The organism is Nostoc sp. (genome assembly GCF_036917465.1).
Lineage (GTDB): Bacteria > Cyanobacteriota > Cyanobacteriia > Cyanobacteriales > Nostocaceae > Nostoc.
In genome coordinates this window covers 138,337-156,273 of record NZ_JBALDL010000087.1, presented here as the reverse complement: position 1 = coordinate 156,273, position 17,937 = coordinate 138,337, and the positions used below count along the sequence as shown (strand labels likewise).

Sequence of the window (17,937 nt, the reverse complement as noted above, 5' to 3'; positions counted from 1 at the left end):
TGGTTACTTTGGGCTGTTGATATTCCTAGTCAAGTCATAATTTGGATTATTAACGTTACCTGCTGTATTTATCTGTATACTTTCATCGTAAGATTGAGCATCGAGACTAACAGAACTATCAGCAGATTTTGTTTCTTCCCAAATCTTGGCTATCTCTTGTGCCAATGCTGTATCAGAGTTTAAAATATTTTTTAATTGCGCCCGGAATGCTGCTTGGTAATCTTCATCCCCTGGATTTTTGGTTGCTGCTTCGGCTGCTTTTTTTGCGTCTGGGTTAGCCTCTACTTTGGGATGTAATTTTGCCCAAACCGCTTTGGCTTTATTCCAAACATCCTCACCTACTTTCTGTGATGCACCTTCTACGGCTTTATTACCCATATTCAACAGATATGGCAGACAGGGAGCGAGAAATTTAACGATTAGAGCTATATCCATTGGTTTATGATGGCTATCTCAGAAATGTACATTTATTTTTACTGAGTAAATTAACGCTTTTTCCCTTAGGAAGGTGGATTAAATAAAATGTAAAGCTTTATCTTGCTCTAGCTTCCCTCTCCTTTATAAGGAGAGGGATTGAGGGTGAGGTAAGCCAGAGACATAAACTGTATGTTATTTAATTCTTATTCCTTATCACCTTGATTTTTTTACCTTGACGCGAAATTTAGCCCAATCATCTCAATACTGCTCAGTTAAGAAGATTTGTAGCGACTCCAACACGACTTTCAAGTACCTCAACACGACTTTCAAGTACTCCAACACGACTTTCAAGTACTCCAACACGATTTTCAAGTACTTCAACACGACTTCGGAGTAGCTCAACACGACTTTCAAGTACCTCAACACGACTTCGGAGTACTTCAACACGACTTTCAAGTACTTCAACATGACTTCGGAGTACCTCAACACGACTTTTAAGTACTTCAACATGACTTCGAGGTATCTGTTGCTTATATAGTAGTCCTAAATCATTCGTGAGAATTTGAGATGTTTCATTTTTCTCCAAAGACAGCAAAAATTTTTCATGCAACAAGAGAAATTTGCTTATTCTATTGTTAATTTTTGTAAAATTGATGTCTTCAAGACTAGAAACCTGATAACTAGATAGCTAAACTAACAAACAGTGCATCTGTACTGTTAATTATTAAAAGTAGATGTGGCGCTATAGCCTGAATGATCCCAGTACAACTTGTTCTCAAAAACTTTCTTAGTTACCGTGATGCAACCTTAGATTTTCGTGGTTTGCATACGGCTTGTATTTGTGGTTCCAATGGTGCGGGTAAATCTTCACTTTTGGAAGCAATCACTTGGGCAATTTGGGGTGAAAGCCGCGCCACTGCTGAAGATGATGTCATCTATTCTGGTGCAAAAGAAGTTCGGGTTGATTTTACTTTTCAAAGTAACCAGCAAAAATATCGGGTGATTCGTACCCGAATTCGGGCAGGTACTAGTGTCCTCGAATTTCAAATAGAAATACCATCTGGGTTTCGCTCACTCACTGGCAAAGGGGTAAGAGCTACTCAAGATTTGATTTTAGAACACATCAAGCTCGATTATGATACTTTTATTAATTCTGCTTACTTACGTCAAGGCCGTGCAGATGAGTTCATGCTCAAACGCCCCACGGAACGCAAAGAAATTTTGGCGGAGTTGTTGAAACTCAATCAGTATGATGATTTGGAAGAACGGGCAAAGGAATCTTCTCGTCAGTTCAAAGCTCAGGCGTTAGAGTTAGAGCGTTCTTTGGAGTCGATTAAAATTCAGTTGCAACAACGCGAGACAACCCAAGCGCAAAGAGTCGAGTTAGAAGCCGAACTCAATCAACTGCAACAGGTGCAAGCTTTTGATAATATTCAATTACAAAGTTTGCAAGTTGTTCAACACCAGCGCCAAAATTGGGAACAACAACTCACTTTTATAAAGCAGCAATACCAAAATCTTACCCAAGATTGCGATCGCCTCCAACAAGAACAATCAGCTATTGGCTTTCAACTCTCAGATTTAGAAAAAATATTACATCAAGAAGCTGAAATTAAAGCTGGATACGCCCAATATCAAAGTCTCCAATCTCAAGAAGAAGCCTTTGCTGTCAAATTTGAAGAATACACCCGCGCTGGGCAGACTCGCCAACAAAAGCAACAACAGCTTACCAAACAAATTCACGAAATTGAACGGCAACTGCAACAAGCTCAAGCCCAAATCGAAGCTTTACAGCAACAAGAGCGAGATATTCAGCAAACTCTAACTAAATCAGGTGAAGTAGAAGCTGCTTTGTCACAACTAACCGCAGCCCGTCACCATGTTGCTCGTTTAGATCAGTTGCAAATGCAAGTGACTCCGTTGTTGCAACAACGAGCAACTTTACAAAGCCAACTCGATCGCACTCATGCTGGCTTAGTGGCGCGACTGGAACAACTGCAAAGTACTGAGAACCAATTGCAACGCCAGCATCGCCGCCAACCGCAACTGCAACAAGCGGTGATGGATGTAGCAATCCAGATTGAGGAACTAGAGAAAAAGCGGGTTTATCTGCAACGAGTGCAGGAAAAAGGGCATGAAAGGCGGCACTTTATCGAACGTCTGCAAGCTCATCAACGCGATTATGAAAAGCTAATCGGGGAATTAGAGCAAAAATTACAAATGCTCCAAAATCCTGAAGCACTTTGTCCATTGTGCGAATGTCCTTTAGATCAACATCACTGGAGCCGAGTAGTCGAAAAAACCCAGGCTGAGTTAGAGGATACTCAAGGACAGTTTTGGGTAGTGCGAGAACAAATGGCTGTGTCTGACAGAGAAATTCAGGTACTTAGGCAGGAATATCGAGAAATTTCCCAACAATTGGCGATTTATGATGGTTTACGCGAACAGCGAGGACAGTTGGCAGCCCAGTTAGAAGCTACAACTGATGTTCAACAACAGTTACAACAAATTGCTGCTGAAAAACAACACTTAGAGCGATCGCTCCAAGCAGGTGATTATGCTGCCGATAAACAAGCCGAACTCCGGCAACTAGACCAATATCTGCAACAAGCTAATTATAATGAACAAGATCACGCCCTCGCTCGGAGTGAAGTTGAGCGGTGGCGATGGGCAGAAATCAAACAAGGGCAGATTAAAGATGCAACTAAGCGACAAGCGCAACTATTAGTCCGAAAACCAGAATTACAATCCCAAATTGCTCAATTACAACTTAGAATCCAGCAGGAACAGACTGATTCTGAATGCGCTAAACAAATCGCGGCTCTTGAGCGGCACATTACCGAAATCGGCTACAGTTCCGAGCAGCACAATCATCTACGTCTAGCTGTAAAGAAAGCTCAATCTTGGCATTTGCGCTATCAACAACTGCTATCAGCCCAGCAACAGTATCCCCAACTCCAGACGAGATTGCAAGAGTTAGAAGAATCCAGAAGCGCTAGAGTCACGGAACGGCAAAAACTTGGTGGACAAATTGAAAGTATTATCCAGCAATTACAAGCAACAGCTAACCCATCTGCCCAAATTCAAACTTTAGAACAGCAGTTAGCAATCCGCAGACGGCAACTCGATGAGCAGATAGCCAAGTTGGGGCGTTTAGAACAGTTGGCGCATCAACTGGAAACACTGCAAATTCAGTATGAACAACAGCAGCAGCAACTCCAATCTTGCAAGCAGGAATATCGTGTTTATCAGGAATTAGCGCAAGCTTTTGGTAAAAATGGTATCCAAGCACTGATGATTGAGAATGTGTTACCACAATTGGAAGCCGAGACAAATCAACTACTTTCGCGGCTGAGTGGAAATCAGTTTCATGTCCAATTTATTACTCAAAAAGCTGGGCGCAGTGCTAAATCAACCAAGAAAAATGCCAAGTTGATAGACACCCTAGATATTTTAATCGCCGATTCTAGAGGAACACGATCTTATGAAACTTATTCTGGTGGAGAAGCCTTTAGAATTAACTTTGCCATCCGTTTGGCACTGGCAAAATTATTAGCACAACGGGCGGGGGCGGCGTTGCAATTGTTGATTGTGGATGAAGGTTTTGGTACACAAGATGCCGAAGGGTGCGATCGCTTGATTGCAGCGATTAATGCGATATCCTCCGATTTCGCTTGCATTCTGACTGTTACCCACATGCCCCACCTCAAAGAAGCTTTCCAAGCCAGGATTGAGGTGAATAAAACTCAAGAAGGTTCGCAGTTGAGTTTGTCAATTTAATTGTATTTTACCCGTGCATCCAGACCTAATGAGCGGAGCTTTTTCGTTAGGGTTTCGGCTTGGGCGCGATCGCTAAATGCTCCAGCATTCACATAATCCCCTAGATGGGATTGCTCTGTTACCGCATCGGGTATATATTGTTGTACTTTACTCAGAGTATCATTACTGGAAATTGGTATTATTACTCTATAAGGATTACTAGCAACTAATGTGTTGCCATTAGTTCCAGGTACGGCATAGCCATTGGCAGGAGGTAATACATAGCGATTATTCTCAGGTGTAGCATAGCCTGTATTAACAGGTACTAGATAGGGAGTTTCAGGTGATATATTATTACCCTCAACAGGATTACCCCCAGCAACGCTATTCAACCCTAATGCTTGCCAAGTTGGCCAATCTACATTTCCAGTAGCATTAATTCGAGAAGATTGCTGGAATGCAATTACAGATTCTCTGGTGTAATTGCTGAAAAATCCATCAGGATTAGTATTAGAGAAATTCAACTGCAATAAACGCTCTTGAACTAATGCGACATTATCTCCGCGATCGCCTACAGTTAGATAATCCCTGCTCGGTTGTTGAGTAACAGTTCCGCCTGTAGAGACTCTACGTACTGCCTCTAAAACTTGAGCATCGGCAATGCCATCAGCAGGTAGGCGATAATTTTGCTGGAATTTGATCACAGCATTTTTAGTTATTGGGCCAATAGTCCCGGTAGGATTTGTATTAAAATAACCTAACTGCCGCAAACGCACTTGTAGTTCTCTCACTTGTTGAGTAGAAAGACTCGACGATCTAGAGAATCTAGCTTGATTTGGAGAGGAACCCAGTAATGCATTCCAAGTTTGTTGATTTACAATCCCGTTAGCAGTTATGCGATAATTTCGCTGGAATTTGATCACAGCCTCTCTAGTCTTTGGGCCAAAGTTCCCATTTGGATTAGTATTCAAGTAGCCTAACTGTCGCAGACGCTGTTGTAATCTTGTCACGGCTGCACCAGTTTTGCCTTGAGAAAGAACAGCATATTGATTACTTAGCCGCGATGCACTTCTAGTATTCCTAGCAGTAGTTCTACTTTGACATGCTCGTTGTAATGTTTGTTGCGTATTAATACCTACAACTCCATCAGCAGGTATTCTATTAGCTTGCTGAAATTTGATTACAGCATTTTGAGTCAAACTAGCAAACTTCCCACTTGCGGGGCCGTTAAAGTAGCCTAACTTTTTTAAACACCTCTGGTTACTGGTAACTTCCGGCCCATTGCTTCCTATTTTTTGAAGTGCTAAAGCTTGCCCAGCAATACTCAGAAGCCCCGTAATTATTGTCGCAGACACAAGACGTATCGCTGCACCGCTAGATAACTTTTTCCAATTCAAAAATTTGAAATTAGCTACGGTAGGAACAACCTTGATGCTTTTAGATGCCTCAAAGACTGAGGCCAGCTTGGTTAAATAGCTATCTACCCCTGTTTTCACTTGCTTTTTTTCAAGTTATGACCATACAAGATTATACTAGTTTCTCTGTGTCATATTTGATTTTTGTATGATTCTTTATAAGTAATTTTCCAGAAGATGCAGGTGGGAGGGGATCTGCTCTTTGAAAGGAGAAACAATTAAAAGAGCCATCCCGGTTTCAGAGCAACAAAATTTATTTATGGAATTGTTATTGCTCTATTTTTTCTGGATCTTTTGGTTTTTCAGGCTGTTGTTCATCAACTTTTTCAGTATTACCTGCTTTCACCCAACCTTCTTTTTCGCTACCTTCCAAACGGATCTTTTGCCAAGCCTTATCCTCGCTTTGTTCCAAAATAATAATTTTCTGATTAAAAGTAACCCCACCAATTTTTTCAGCTTCTTGATTTGGTTGCGATCGCAAACTCAAACCTTCAGCCCAATTAACACGTCCTCGGTAAGCTCCCGATGGCAATGGTTTTGGTGATGGGGTAGCCTTTGGCGATTCTGTAGGAGTGGGGGTTGGAGATTTAGTAGATGTCCCAGGTGTAAGGCTAGGTTTAGCTGCTCCAAGCTGAGTTCCTTTTGGAGCTTGGGCTTTCACCGAGGGACTATCGTTAGAATAAACAGGTTTGGCAGGGGGTATGCCGGTGCGATTCATAAAATAGAGTCCAATTGCAGCGCCGCCACCTATTAGCACAGCGATCGCTAAGAAAAATCCAAGTATAAATTTTGTTAAGCCAGACAACATAGTTAAAACCCGATCGCCAGTGGTAAATAGTCAATAGTCAATAGTAATTCATGATTAACTATTGGCTATTAACTAGCAATTATTAACTAACTGATTATTGTAGCTACTGTTGAAGCGTTCACGTAGTGCGCCGGAGGCGATCGCTTAAAGGATTGTGTTTCGATGCTAAACGCGCTCTCCCAGCCGCCGCCCATTCTTGGAGTTGCTGAATTTGCTCTACAGCAGTTCGCGCTAAGGGGATAATCTGACTCGCGGCTTCTAAAATATCTTCGGTAGCGAAGTCGCGGTTTTGGCTAAATCCAATATGCATCGCTTCAATTAAAGTTTGCTCAATCTCTGCTCCCGAAAAATCGGGCGTTTCATAAGCTAACCTTTCGATGTCGTAACTTTTCAGGTTATGGGGGCGCAATCGGGATAAATGCACATCATAAATTGCTTTTCTCTCTTCTTGGGTAGGCAATCCCACAAAGAAAATTTCATCAAATCGCCCTTTGCGGAGCATTTCTGGCGGTAAAGCTTGGATATCGTTGGCGGTAGCGACGACAAACACGGGTGAGCTTTTTTCGGCTAGCCAGTTAATAAAAGTACCAAACACCCGGCTGGCTGTTCCCGCATCACCTTTGCTACCAATTCCGGCAAAGGCTTTATCTATTTCATCAATCCACAAAATACAGGGAGCGAGGGCTTCGGCTACTTGGATCATTTGCCGAGTCCGAGATTCTGATTCACCCACCAAACCACCAAATAACCTGCCCACATCCAGACGTAGCAAGGGTAAATGCCAGTGATGAGCGATCGCTTTTGCAGTTAACGATTTACCAGTTCCTTGAATACCCACCAACATTAAACCACGGGGGTGCGGTAATCCGTACTGTCGCGCCTTGTCTGTAAACGAACCTCCCCGACGGATTAGCCAGTCTTTTAAGTTATCTAGTCCGCCGATATCAGAAATTTGCTCAGTGGCGGGGCAGAAGTCCAAGATTTGGGTTTGGCGGATAGTTTGGCGCTTTTCTTCCAAAACGAGATCCACGTCTTCTGGCTGCAATTCACCGTGGGTTGCGATCGCCTTTGCTAAAACCCGGCGAATCCGTTCCATCGAAAGCCCTTGACAAGAGCGCACCAAATCATCTAAAACTTTGCCAGAAAGGGAGTTACTAGTACTTTGTAGTAAGCGTTCCACCTCAGTTTTAATTTCTGGGGCGGCGGGTAAGGGAAACTCGACGACTGTCAAAACTTCGGTTAAATCGTCCGGGATGGCGATGCGTGGTGATAGTAGGACAATATTTTTTGGTTGCGACTTTAGAAGTCGGGAGAGATTGCGGAGTTTGCGAGCGATCGCTACATCATCTAAAAAGCGATGATAATCTCGGAGAATCAATACAGCTGGCGCGGAAGCTGGTAATTTTTCGATAAATTCTAAAGCTTGTAGGGGGTTACGTCGCCCAAACCCCACATCATTGGGGTTTCCTTGGTAGCCATCGACAAAATCCCAAGTATATACTGGGCGATTACCCTGATTGGTTGCTTCTTCTCGGATAGCTGCTTCTACCCGCTCCTCTTCATAAGTGGGAATATAAATCAACGGGTAGCGGGCGCGTAGCAGCAGTTTAAACTCTTCACGGAAGTTCATATTTTGCTGTGGTTATTAGTTCTTCTCTCATTGTTCAGGTTTGTATCGCTTCTAACAACTAAAAACTAATAACAATAATTCTAGGCTCTGCAAGTTTATAGGGTTATCGGTGCGATCGCTTTTAGCGCTCAGTCATATTTCGATACCAACTATTGCTCTTATTCAACCTAACCTCTGCCCAAAAACGCTGTCCTCAGCAAATTACCGGAAATCAGGAAGTGAGCTACGGATTTACTTATATTTTAAGGTTTGCTCAAATACAGCAGTTTTTGATCTTTTCAAATATATAGAAATCTGCTTTGATTTATGAACTCATTTGTCTAGATAGGGAGTAGAGGTTAGGGATTAGGAAATCAGCTTTATCGAGTTTTAGAGGTTGAATGAACAAGTATTTCGCTGTGATTTTAGGCACTTAGCGATCCCCCCTAACCCCCCTTAAAAAGGGGGGAAACGGAATCAAAGTCCCCCTTCTTAAGGGGAGCCACTGCGTTGGGCGGCTCTGCCGACTTGAAGCACGTGGCGTGGATTTAGGGGGATCTAGAACTTTTTGATACCGACAAGAGGACTTTTCAAACAACCTCTTACAGAGTTTTTTCAAAAATTAAACATTAGTCCTATAGATATTACTATTGGATCGGATTATAACTATTAAATAAAATATAGCAATCCTGGATTAAACGCGCAGAAACTAGATCCCCTACTTCTTTGAGAAGTAGGGGATCTATGGGTTGCAATTCTCACAACTCAAATAAATAGGATTGCTATATAAAACAATAAGCCTGTGTAGACAGGCTTAGTTCGTATAGCCGCAGACTTGAGTCTGACGGAATTACCAAATTATTTCCCCGGAAGTTGCTTTTTCAAAGCTTCCAGAGAAGCCCAACGGTTATCGACTGGAGTTTCAGAAGTATCGGAACTCTCAGCAGTACTACTTACAGGAATACCTGGACAATTGCGGGCGCACAATTGACGCTGAGGTACTGCTAAACACATCTGCTCATACAGCCATTCGTTGGGAGAAAAATAACCATCCGGTGGAAGGGTTTCAAGCAACTCTTCCATAACTACTTCCCTTTCGAGGGGCAAGTCATTTACTTGATTTGCAGTTTCGTCTAACCAGATGATTTCTTTCGTATCAAGCCCTAAGCGGCGATTGTATTGCTGTAAGCATCGGTTGCAGGTACAAGTAATAATTGTTTCTGCCTGAGCGGATACTTCCAGGTAACTGCCATGATGCTGCACGCGCACATGACCGCGAACTGGTGTTAACGTTTCCAGACCAGGCAGAAATTCCTCAACTTGAACTTCCTCTGTCCGCTCCGGGGCTTTGGTTAGCTGCGGAATATAAATTGCGTCCATAGGATTTGTGAGACATCCTCACGAAAATTAATCGTCATTATCAGCAATAATACTGATACTACATCTTTATTTTAGCTTTTAGGAACAAGAGAAATTTTGAAATTATATTGAGCTTTCAATTAACCCTTGTACAGACGCGATTAATCGCGTCTCTCCTCACCCCTAACTTCTTCCAAAGAAACTGGCTGCACAACCAGATGACGATGTGGCTCTTTGCCACGACTGAAGGTTTCCAAATCTCCAAATTCCTTCAAGAAAGTATGGATTTGTCGCCTTTCAGCAGAACTAAGCGATTTGATTTCCACTTCTCTACCAGAAAAGCGCACTTCATCGGCTGCTGCTTCTGCTAATGCGCGAATTTCGGCTTCTCTTTTGACCCGGTAGCCATTCAATTCAATAGTGTAAGAAGCTTGTTCCTCTGGGGGTTGGCTCAGGTTTAAAACCGAATTAGTTAGATACTGAATCGCATCTAGCACAGAACCATCAGTACCAATTAATACCTGGATTTGTTCTGTCGTCAGATTAGTTTGATCGATTGTCAACCAGTAATTATCTGGTTCTGGGGAATCGCTGTCTTGAGATTGGGTAGTTTCTAAATGACCCTGAATCTCAGCAGGTACTCCAGTGAGTTCCAGCAGGGTTTTTAACCACTGCTGACCTCGCTGCATCGAAATATTGCTCATGATCCGCCTGTGGCCTTTTTCTTGGAACTTTTCGGTTCAAATGGCAATGCTTTTTGCTCGGTGACTACTGCTTCTTTCTCCTGGGTTTCTACTATTTTTTGTAGTTCTTCTGGTAGAGGTTCGCGGGAAAGAAGATAAGTTTGTGCAGTTTGAAAAATATTACCAATCACCATATACATCAGTACCCCGGCTGGTAGGGGGAAGAACAAAAACATTCCAGAAAAGATGACTGGAGTGATTTTGTTAACTGTATCCTGCTGCGGATTGCCACCACTGGAATTTTGCCCCGATAGCATTTGGCTAACATAAAGGCTGATTCCAAAGAAGACGATCATGGCGACAATATCCCAGTGGATTGTACCATCTGGATCTTGTGCGCCAACCCTGCCCAAAGCATCAATGAATAAAAAGCCTTTTTCTGCTGCTAGTCCGGGGATTGTTCCTTGAATGCTAACTTCTCCCGGTTGCAAGGCTTCTACATTGCCATCAGCATCAATTTTTATCCGTTCTTCCCCTTTGGTGATTTTCCAATCAGGAACTAGCTTATTTTCTGGGTGTTCTGCTATAAGTACCTGAAAAGGTTTGCCCTCAACAGTCTGATATTGAATTTTAGTGTGTTCTCCAACGGCCAGTTTGCTACCACTGGGGAGGATTGCAGCTACTTTAACGTGTTCGCCATCAGCAACATAAATATTTTGGGGAGCAGTAGCAAAAGCTTGGGGTTGAATTTGCTCGATTTGTTCTGCGGGAAGGATTTGCAAGTTAACGCTGTAGTTTGCACTTGCAAAAGGCGAACCCCGCAAAGTGGCAAACAGCGCTAATAAGACCGGCATTTGTACTAATAATGGAAAACAGCCTGCTAAGGGGTTGCCAAATTCTTTTTGAACATTGACCATTTCCTCTTGCTGCTTTTGCGGTTCATCCTTGTAGCGCTCTTTAATTTCTGCCATCCGCTTCTGCATCAGAGGTTGTACAATTCGCATCTTCCGCATGTTGCGAATTGAGCCAGCACTCAGGGGATAGAGCGCGAAGCGGACTATCAATGTCAAAGCAACGATCGCCAATCCGTAGCTCGGAAATATACCATAGAAGAAATCTATGATTGGCAACATCACGTTGTTCGAGAGAAAGCCGATACCAAAATCCATTATTCTGAATTCAACCTGAGGTACTGTAAACTGAATCTAATTTATCTAAATCATAAATTATGCGCGACTACCCTTCGCTACGGATAGCCGCACATTTTAAATGGGCATTGGGCATTGGGAAATAACCAATCAACCAATCGTTTTTCTTCCCCTGCTCCCTGCCTCCTGCCCCTCTGCTTCCCCTGCTCATCACTTGTTAGCAGTGACGCTATATTCGGGATTTTTCGCAGCAATTCTTTCGTTAATGTAGTCATATACTTCCCGGAATTTGGGAATTGCACGCAATTCGAGACGACTGCCGTTTTTTAGGGTTAGTACCATATCTCCCCACAAGCCAATGCCACGGGGGATTGTGACGACTTTAACAATTTCTGAGTAAATTATGTCAGTGCGATCGCGCCCCTGCCAACCTCCAATCACGGTAACTCGGCGATCGGTGATGCGGAAACGCAGCCACAATGCTCTAACAATTGCCCCAACTGTCAATGGTATCCCGACAATGGTTAGCCCAATTAGCAGGTTGACAATTAAATCCCCACGATGGGGGCCACCTTCATAATAAACATCTTCACGAATTCCCATCGAACACCTCAGCTTGTGCCAACAACTGCTCTAATTCTTGCAGAAATTGTGGGCTTACGCACTTAGATTCTGCTGCTGTGGGTTTGACAATGAACACTAACCGCCATCCTGGTGATAATTTGGGCAGTAAATTATATAAAGCAGAAGTAATTTGCCGCTTGATTCGGTTACGAACCACTGCCCTTTTACTAACTTTTGTACTTATGGAAATACCAATCCGCGTACTGGCAAGAGTTCTTAAGTCAATTGATTGTGTAGTCTGGGTGGCAGTGTCCAAAGAAGGTTTTCTTGAATATAAAGGTTTTAAGGCTCTTAAGGTTAAATAAGAGCCATTTCGCCGAATTCCTTCCCGAAAAACTGCCTGGAAATCCTTGCGGGATTTTAGCCGATTTGCTTTAGGCAAAGCCACAGATACTCTTTTAGCTTAAATATGCCCTAAACGCTCAAACGGTGACGACCCTTTTTTCTCCTAGCTCTAATGACGTTTCTGCCATCTGGTGTCCGCATTCTGGCGCGAAAACCAGAGGTTCTTTTTCTCTTACGGCTAGTACCGCCTAGTGTTCTTTTCATACTGTTCTCCTCTTAGGTGATTTTTATAAAAACTCACAATCTCTAATTGTATCACTTTTTTGGGAATTGGTGATTGGGCATTGGTTACATCACATTTCCCCACTCCCCACTCCCCAAATTTAATTGATGCTCAAAATCCATGTTCCCATGTAGCGCAATAGTGGCACATCACCAGGGGAAAGCACTTGACAGTTAAAGTAGTAAACTCCGCCGAAGGATGGGTTTTTCACATTAGATAACACTACCTCAACTGCGCTACCTGCTGGCACTGGCTCTTGAGGAAAAATATTAATCAGCCTGCCTTCTTTGTCCCACTTCACCTCAGAAAGTGGAACTGCTTTACCTTTGACTCTAACTTCAATTTTTTTCTGGTCAAAAGTTCCTTTATAATAATCTGGGTAGTTAATGGCAAATTGACCAACAGCCAATTTCATTCTTTTCGCTGGAATTCTTAATATATATCGATCCCAACCATTAGCTTGTCCACCAAAATCTAACCGGAAGGGTAGTTGATTTTCGGCTTTAACGCCGCTAAACAGCGTAAATCCAGGTAAACTTTGTGCCCAAGTCAGGACTGGAAATCCAGTCACTAAACAGCTAGTCACTGCTAAAGCGGAAAGTAAACGTCGCATAGTTGAGCTTCCTCCACCAAAAAATAAATCTGTTATCTAAAATAACTGTGTGTTAGTATTCGTTACTAAAGTTTACTACTCACTTCCTGACAATTGACGTTCAGTAACAAAAAAAAGTGCCATCTTCCCTAATGTTTGAACGACAGTAAAATTGCTTAGTAATAAATTTTACATATAATCAATTTGCTTTATTACCCTTATAGAATGCTGATTTGATGACTAGGTTAGTCAAATTTTGAACTAAATAGAAATACAGTTGGGATTTGATTGTGTTTCTAAATATGTATAAGTGTATCTAAATTTGAGAGTTTTGTTATAAAAATTGAGGGATGCCATCAGCGATCGCCAGTTAACTTGCGATAAATTGATTAAGATAAGTTGGAATGAAATTCGTAATCATTAAAATTTGATTGGGAAATTATCAAGCTTTCAAAATTGGGTCAATATTACTCTATAAGAAAGGAATACCAAAATTTCTTAATCCCGAAAATAAGCTGAAGATAAAGATGCAAAATTTGGGAATCAATTTAGGATGGGCAATACATAACCCTGTTTGCAACTATCTGAAAATATGACATCTGCGAGCGGCAAAGTCAGGCTTTGCCTGGATAGCTAAAGAGTGGGAGAGGAAAGTTTCAAGGTTCAATCTACAAGTAAAAGTCATGGCTGATGTTGCTGCCTAAGTACTATAAGTGCGGGTTATCCCTTATCTACAGGACTTACGCAAAAAAGTTCTGAAGTAGCGGTAATTCATGAATTACCGCTACGACAAATCAGTTTTTTGAGACAATTTTGCGTAAGTCCTAATCTAGACAATCGCTTACTTGGCAGAGATTAGGTATTTATCTTCAGGAGATTTCATGAGAATAGCAGTTGCTAAAGAAATTGAAGTTTGTGAACGTCGCGTGGCATTAATTCCTGACACCGTTGCTCGATTGGTAAAGCAAGGTTTGGAAGTCTGGGTAGAAAGAGATGCAGGAGAGCGATCTTTTTTCAGCGATCCTGACTATGAAGCCGCAGGAGCTACAATAATCAGCGATACTGCCAAATTATGGAGCGAAACAGATATTCTACTGAAAGTCAGCCCACCACAAGAACGAGAAGATGGACGCTCAGAAATTGATTTGTTAAAGGAAGGGGCTGTATTAATAAGTTTCCTCAATCCTTTGGGAAATCCTGTTGTGGCAGAACAACTGGCAAATCGCAAAGTCACAGCCTTGAGTATGGAAATGATTCCCCGTACCACCAGGGCGCAAAGTATGGATGCTTTGTCATCGCAAGCTTCATTAGCAGGTTACAAAGCAGTATTGATTGCAGCAGCTGCATTACCGAAATATTTCCCCATGTTAACCACAGCCGCAGGTACGATCGCTCCAGCGAAAGTATTTATTATGGGCGCTGGTGTAGCCGGATTGCAAGCGATCGCTACCGCTAGACGTTTGGGTGCAGTAGTAGAAGCCTTTGATATCCGTCCCGCCGTCAAAGAAGAAGTGCAAAGCTTAGGGGCAAAATTTGTTGAAGTCAAATTAGACGAAGAAACCGTCGCCGCAGGTGGTTACGCCAAAGAAATTTCTGAGGCTAGTAAACAACGTACCCAAGAAGTTGTGGCCGAACACGTCAAAAATTCTGATGTGGTAATTACCACCGCCCAAGTTCCTGGAAGACAAGCACCACGGCTAGTTACAGAAGAAATGGTGGCACAAATGAAACCAGGTTCAGTAATTGTGGACTTGGCTGCTGATCAGGGTGGTAACTGCGCCTGTACAGAACCCGGTAAAGATATTGTGTGGAACGGCGTGACAATTATCGGCCCCATCAATCTCCCATCATCAATGCCAATTCACGCCAGTCAATTGTATGCCAAGAACGTAACATCGTTGATGCAATTGCTAATTAAAGACAAAGCGTTGCAGATAGACTTTAGCGACGACATCGTTGATGCAGCTTGCGTTACCCACGCTGGTGAAATTCGCAATCAACGAGTGCGGGATGCGCTACAAGCGCTGAATACTCAACAACCGGCGGTTAATTAGGGACTGGGGATTAGGGACTGGGGATTAGGGACTGGGGATTAGGGACTGGGGAAGAGTTTTCCCAATGCCCCATGCCTATTTATACAAGGAGTTTTGATTTTCATGACAGAGGCATTACTTGCTGCTTTGTTTGTATTTGTTTTAGCGTCTTTTATCGGCTTTGAAGTCATCAACAAAATACCACCGACGCTACACACACCCTTAATGTCAGGCTCAAACGCAATTTCTGGGATTGCAGTACTGGGAGCAATAGTTGCTGCTGGTGCGAGAGACACCAGTGTGTCAGTAATTCTTGGTTTGATTGCTGTGGTATTGGCAACAGTCAACGTTGTGGGTGGTTTTTTAGTAACAGACAGAATGTTGCAAATGTTCAAGAAGAAGGAGATTAAGGCGTGAGCGACTTTTTACCAACTGGCATTCAGCTGACGTACTTAGTCGCTGCATCGTTATTCATTCTGGGCTTGAAAAAGCTGGGTTCACCTGCTACAGCGAGGAATGGGAATCTCGTCGCGGCTGTGGGGATGCTGCTGGCGATCGCAGCGACAATGTTAGATCAACATGTGTTGAACTACGAGATGATATTGTTGGGCTTGGCGATTGGATCGGGAATTGGTGCGATCGTTGCCTACAAAGTCCAAATGACCGAAATGCCCCAAATGGTGGGTTTACTCAACGGTTTGGGCGGTGCGGCTTCAGCATTAGTAGCTGTTGCCGAATTCTGGCGGTTATTAGATAGTTCTCAGCCGATACCCCTAGATGTGAACATTTCCATACTATTGGACGTGTTAATTGGTGGTGTTACGTTCACAGGTAGTTTTTTAGCCTTTGCCAAATTGCAAGGTTTAATTAGCGGTTCCCCGATTACATTTCCCTTCCAGCAACCATTTAACCTCTTGCTTCTGGGTGCTTATATAGTAGGTAGTGCGTACTTAATCATCACACCAGATAGCTTACCCATATTCTTGGGAGTGGTTGGCGTTTCATTGCTGCTAGGCGTGATGTTCGTCATCCCCATTGGTGGCGGCGATATGCCAGTGGTAATCTCGCTGTTGAACTCGTTGTCAGGTGTGGCGGCGGCGGCAGCTGGATTCGTGGTGATGAACAATATGTTAATCATCGCTGGTGCTTTGGTAGGAGCATCTGGATTAATCCTCACCGAAATTATGTGTAAGGCGATGAACCGCTCCTTATTTAGTGTGCTGTTCAGCGCTTTTGGTACAGGTTCTAGTTCTGGTGGTGGTGCTGCTAGTGGTGGTGCAACAGATCAAACCGTCCGCAGCATCGATCCTGAAGAAGGGGCGATGATGTTGGGTTATGCCCGTTCTGTGGTAATTGTGCCTGGTTATGGTATGGCAGTTGCCCAAGCTCAACATAGCGTCCGGGAATTATCAGATCAGTTAGAAAAAATGGGCGTTGATGTCAAGTATGCCATTCACCCCGTTGCGGGGAGAATGCCGGGACACATGAATGTGTTGCTGGCAGAGGCAAATGTGCCTTATACCCAGTTGTACGATATGGATGATATTAATCCCCAGTTTGAGCAAGCGGATGTGGCTTTAGTAATTGGGGCAAATGATGTGGTAAATCCGGCGGCGCGGAGTGATGTAAATAGCCCAATTTATGGTATGCCGATTTTGGAAGTAGATCGGGCAAAGCAGACGATTGTGATTAAGCGCGGGATGAGTACGGGTTTTGCCGGTGTAGATAATGAGTTGTTCTACAAGGAGAAAACGACGATGCTTTTTGGAAGCGCTAAGGATATGGTGGCGAAGTTGGTTTCGGAAGTGAAGCAACTTTAAGGAACTGCAAAGGCGCAGAGAGCGCAAAAAATAGAGACGTGAAATTTCGCGTCTCTATTTTTTTAAGTATGTCAAGCTATCCCACTTTTCCACTGTTGGCTTATATAACCAAGAATCCAGCTTTACATCATCAACAAGTCCTCTGAGTTCAGGATCAGGCCAAATGTGAAGCCGATCCTCACATCCAACCTCTCTTGCGGCTGTTTCAATGTCATTCCATTGCCTTTTAAAGTATTCCGCCCATGACTTTTTATGCCTTATGGAATCTGTAAACTCCAAACCTGCCGCTATCATACGTTTTCCATTACTTCCGCGAGCATTAATAGGCTCCCAAAATATAACTTCTGGATTAATACACATTATTTTTTCCAAATGTCTTTTAAAATCATCTAAAGTCATATTCGGAGGAGTAGGAGCAACTGCAACATACATCCTACACCCAGCTTTATGACCTGCCAGCATTGCTTTATAACGTTCTGAAGGAGGAGGAGCTTGAGGTTCAATCTGGCGACTGAGTTCATCATTTAGGTATGGTAAACTCATGCCAACGATCACGTTGGTATGATTAAGAATATCAATATCATTTACCCATAACAGACCACGAGTAAGAATTCGGACTTTTTTGTTGTATTTTGATAAAGCCTCAACAACACCCCGGGTAACATTTGCAGTCTGTTTAGTTTGATAAGGATCAGTACCAGAGCAGACTAATACTACACCTTTTCCTGCCGGTGTTTCACGCCAAGACCTCTTACGACTAAGGATTTTTTCTAGTTGCTCAGGTATCTCTTCTCGAACAAATAAATACTGTCCCCAATCCATTTGAGGATTGCTTACTCCTTTTGAACGCAATTGTGCTTGCTTTGTCCTAATTGCAGGTGTTGAAGGCACATAACAGAATGTACATCCATGCAAACATCCTGACGCTACATTAACCACATAGTCACATAGTCCTTTTTTGTTAAGAGCGCTCTGTTGCAGAGGATTAACAATTTTTTCAACGCCTTTAACAATAGACATAACGCACACTTTTTTTATATAGTTTATTATTAGTATTACAATCCTCACATCCTTAGTTTGGCTATTAAGATATAAGAAAAAA

General features: G+C 42.8%; 16 protein-coding genes. 4 read left to right on the top strand and 12 right to left on the bottom strand.

Features of this window, described 5'->3' with window-relative positions:
- Positions 1-3: 3 nt before the first annotated feature.
- Positions 4-435, bottom strand: a complete 432-nt coding sequence (locus V7K38_RS22895; protein WP_334860943.1) for a hypothetical protein — start codon at positions 433-435, stop codon at positions 4-6.
- A 735-nt stretch (positions 436-1,170) separates the two neighbouring features.
- On the opposite strand from V7K38_RS22895, the gene V7K38_RS22890 reads away from it, so the two are divergent.
- Positions 1,171-4,197 carry an SMC family ATPase gene (locus V7K38_RS22890; protein WP_334860941.1) on the top strand — a complete coding sequence of 1,009 codons (3,027 nt, stop codon included), beginning with the start codon at positions 1,171-1,173 and terminating at the stop codon, positions 4,195-4,197.
- Here the strand turns inward: V7K38_RS22890 and V7K38_RS22885 are convergent.
- The 10 genes from V7K38_RS22885 to V7K38_RS22840 form a co-directional block, all read right to left on the bottom strand.
- Positions 4,194-5,672: a peptidoglycan-binding protein gene (locus V7K38_RS22885; protein ID WP_334860939.1), complete on the bottom strand. Its 1,479-nt coding sequence runs from the start codon at positions 5,670-5,672 to the stop codon at positions 4,194-4,196. The genes V7K38_RS22890 and V7K38_RS22885 overlap by 4 nt on opposite strands.
- Before the next feature lie 187 nt (positions 5,673-5,859).
- Positions 5,860-6,399, bottom strand: a complete 540-nt coding sequence (locus tag V7K38_RS22880) for an SH3 domain-containing protein (RefSeq protein ID WP_334860937.1) — start codon at positions 6,397-6,399, stop codon at positions 5,860-5,862.
- A 118-nt stretch (positions 6,400-6,517) separates the two neighbouring features.
- Entirely contained in the window at positions 6,518-8,029 is a 1,512-nt protein-coding gene (locus V7K38_RS22875) for an AAA family ATPase (protein ID WP_334860935.1), read from the bottom strand.
- Positions 8,030-8,866: 837 nt separating this feature from the next.
- A complete protein-coding gene (locus tag V7K38_RS22870; protein ID WP_334860933.1) occupies positions 8,867-9,388 on the bottom strand; it encodes a YceD family protein in 522 nt (173 codons plus the stop codon).
- Between the two features lie 140 nt (positions 9,389-9,528).
- Positions 9,529-10,071, bottom strand: a complete 543-nt coding sequence (locus V7K38_RS22865) for a Jag family protein (protein ID WP_334860931.1) — start codon at positions 10,069-10,071, stop codon at positions 9,529-9,531.
- On the bottom strand, positions 10,068-11,219 hold the full coding sequence (yidC, locus tag V7K38_RS22860; protein ID WP_334860929.1) for a membrane protein insertase YidC: 1,152 nt from the start codon (positions 11,217-11,219) through the stop codon (positions 10,068-10,070). The genes V7K38_RS22865 and yidC overlap by 4 nt, the downstream gene beginning before the upstream one ends.
- A 189-nt stretch (positions 11,220-11,408) precedes the next feature.
- Positions 11,409-11,801: a PH domain-containing protein gene (locus V7K38_RS22855; RefSeq protein WP_334860927.1), complete on the bottom strand. Its 393-nt coding sequence runs from the start codon at positions 11,799-11,801 to the stop codon at positions 11,409-11,411.
- On the bottom strand, positions 11,788-12,210 hold the full coding sequence (gene rnpA, locus V7K38_RS22850; protein ID WP_334860925.1) for a ribonuclease P protein component: 423 nt from the start codon (positions 12,208-12,210) through the stop codon (positions 11,788-11,790). The genes V7K38_RS22855 and rnpA overlap by 14 nt, the downstream gene beginning before the upstream one ends.
- 26 nt (positions 12,211-12,236) lie before the next feature.
- Positions 12,237-12,371 carry a 50S ribosomal protein L34 gene (gene rpmH / locus V7K38_RS22845; RefSeq protein WP_012408291.1) on the bottom strand — a complete coding sequence of 45 codons (135 nt, stop codon included), beginning with the start codon at positions 12,369-12,371 and terminating at the stop codon, positions 12,237-12,239.
- Positions 12,372-12,490: 119 nt separating this feature from the next.
- A complete protein-coding gene (locus V7K38_RS22840; protein WP_334860922.1) occupies positions 12,491-13,003 on the bottom strand; it encodes a DUF2808 domain-containing protein in 513 nt (170 codons plus the stop codon).
- An 860-nt stretch (positions 13,004-13,863) separates the two neighbouring features.
- Between V7K38_RS22840 and V7K38_RS22835 the strand changes: the two genes are divergently transcribed.
- The 3 genes from V7K38_RS22835 to V7K38_RS22825 all read left to right on the top strand — a co-directional run bounded on the left by V7K38_RS22835 (position 13,864) and on the right by V7K38_RS22825 (position 16,835).
- Positions 13,864-15,036, top strand: a complete 1,173-nt coding sequence (locus V7K38_RS22835; RefSeq protein ID WP_334860920.1) for a Re/Si-specific NAD(P)(+) transhydrogenase subunit alpha — start codon at positions 13,864-13,866, stop codon at positions 15,034-15,036.
- Positions 15,037-15,138: 102 nt separating this feature from the next.
- Positions 15,139-15,432 carry an NAD(P) transhydrogenase subunit alpha gene (locus tag V7K38_RS22830; RefSeq protein ID WP_100900811.1) on the top strand — a complete coding sequence of 98 codons (294 nt, stop codon included), beginning with the start codon at positions 15,139-15,141 and terminating at the stop codon, positions 15,430-15,432.
- Entirely contained in the window at positions 15,429-16,835 is a 1,407-nt protein-coding gene (locus V7K38_RS22825) for an NAD(P)(+) transhydrogenase (Re/Si-specific) subunit beta (protein WP_334860918.1), read from the top strand. The genes V7K38_RS22830 and V7K38_RS22825 overlap by 4 nt, the downstream gene beginning before the upstream one ends.
- Positions 16,836-16,889: 54 nt before the next feature.
- Here the strand turns inward: V7K38_RS22825 and V7K38_RS22820 are convergent, their stop codons facing one another.
- The gene (locus V7K38_RS22820) at positions 16,890-17,855 is read right to left on the bottom strand and encodes an SPL family radical SAM protein (RefSeq protein WP_334860916.1); all 966 of its coding nucleotides are present in this window, start codon (positions 17,853-17,855) and stop codon (positions 16,890-16,892) included.
- Positions 17,856-17,937: the final 82 nt, after the last annotated feature.

Excerpts from the sequence above, each read along its gene's own strand:
- yidC (WP_334860929.1), bottom strand. The coding sequence starts at position 11,219 with ATGGATTTTGGTATCGGCTTTCTCTCGAACAACGTGATGTTGCCAATC.
- V7K38_RS22870 (WP_334860933.1), bottom strand. The coding sequence starts at position 9,388 with ATGGACGCAATTTATATTCCGCAGCTAACCAAAGCCCCGGAGCGGACA.
- V7K38_RS22875 (WP_334860935.1), bottom strand. The coding sequence starts at position 8,029 with ATGAACTTCCGTGAAGAGTTTAAACTGCTGCTACGCGCCCGCTACCCG.
- V7K38_RS22880 (WP_334860937.1), bottom strand. The coding sequence starts at position 6,399 with ATGTTGTCTGGCTTAACAAAATTTATACTTGGATTTTTCTTAGCGATC.
- V7K38_RS22890 (WP_334860941.1), top strand. The coding sequence starts at position 1,171 with ATGATCCCAGTACAACTTGTTCTCAAAAACTTTCTTAGTTACCGTGAT.
- V7K38_RS22820 (WP_334860916.1), bottom strand. The coding sequence starts at position 17,855 with ATGTCTATTGTTAAAGGCGTTGAAAAAATTGTTAATCCTCTGCAACAG.
- rpmH (WP_012408291.1), bottom strand. The coding sequence starts at position 12,371 with ATGAAAAGAACACTAGGCGGTACTAGCCGTAAGAGAAAAAGAACCTCT.
- V7K38_RS22855 (WP_334860927.1), bottom strand. The coding sequence starts at position 11,801 with ATGGGAATTCGTGAAGATGTTTATTATGAAGGTGGCCCCCATCGTGGG.
- V7K38_RS22895 (WP_334860943.1), bottom strand. The coding sequence starts at position 435 with ATGGATATAGCTCTAATCGTTAAATTTCTCGCTCCCTGTCTGCCATAT.
- V7K38_RS22840 (WP_334860922.1), bottom strand. The coding sequence starts at position 13,003 with ATGCGACGTTTACTTTCCGCTTTAGCAGTGACTAGCTGTTTAGTGACT.
- V7K38_RS22835 (WP_334860920.1), top strand. The coding sequence starts at position 13,864 with ATGAGAATAGCAGTTGCTAAAGAAATTGAAGTTTGTGAACGTCGCGTG.
- V7K38_RS22865 (WP_334860931.1), bottom strand. The coding sequence starts at position 10,071 with ATGAGCAATATTTCGATGCAGCGAGGTCAGCAGTGGTTAAAAACCCTG.
- V7K38_RS22830 (WP_100900811.1), top strand. The coding sequence starts at position 15,139 with ATGACAGAGGCATTACTTGCTGCTTTGTTTGTATTTGTTTTAGCGTCT.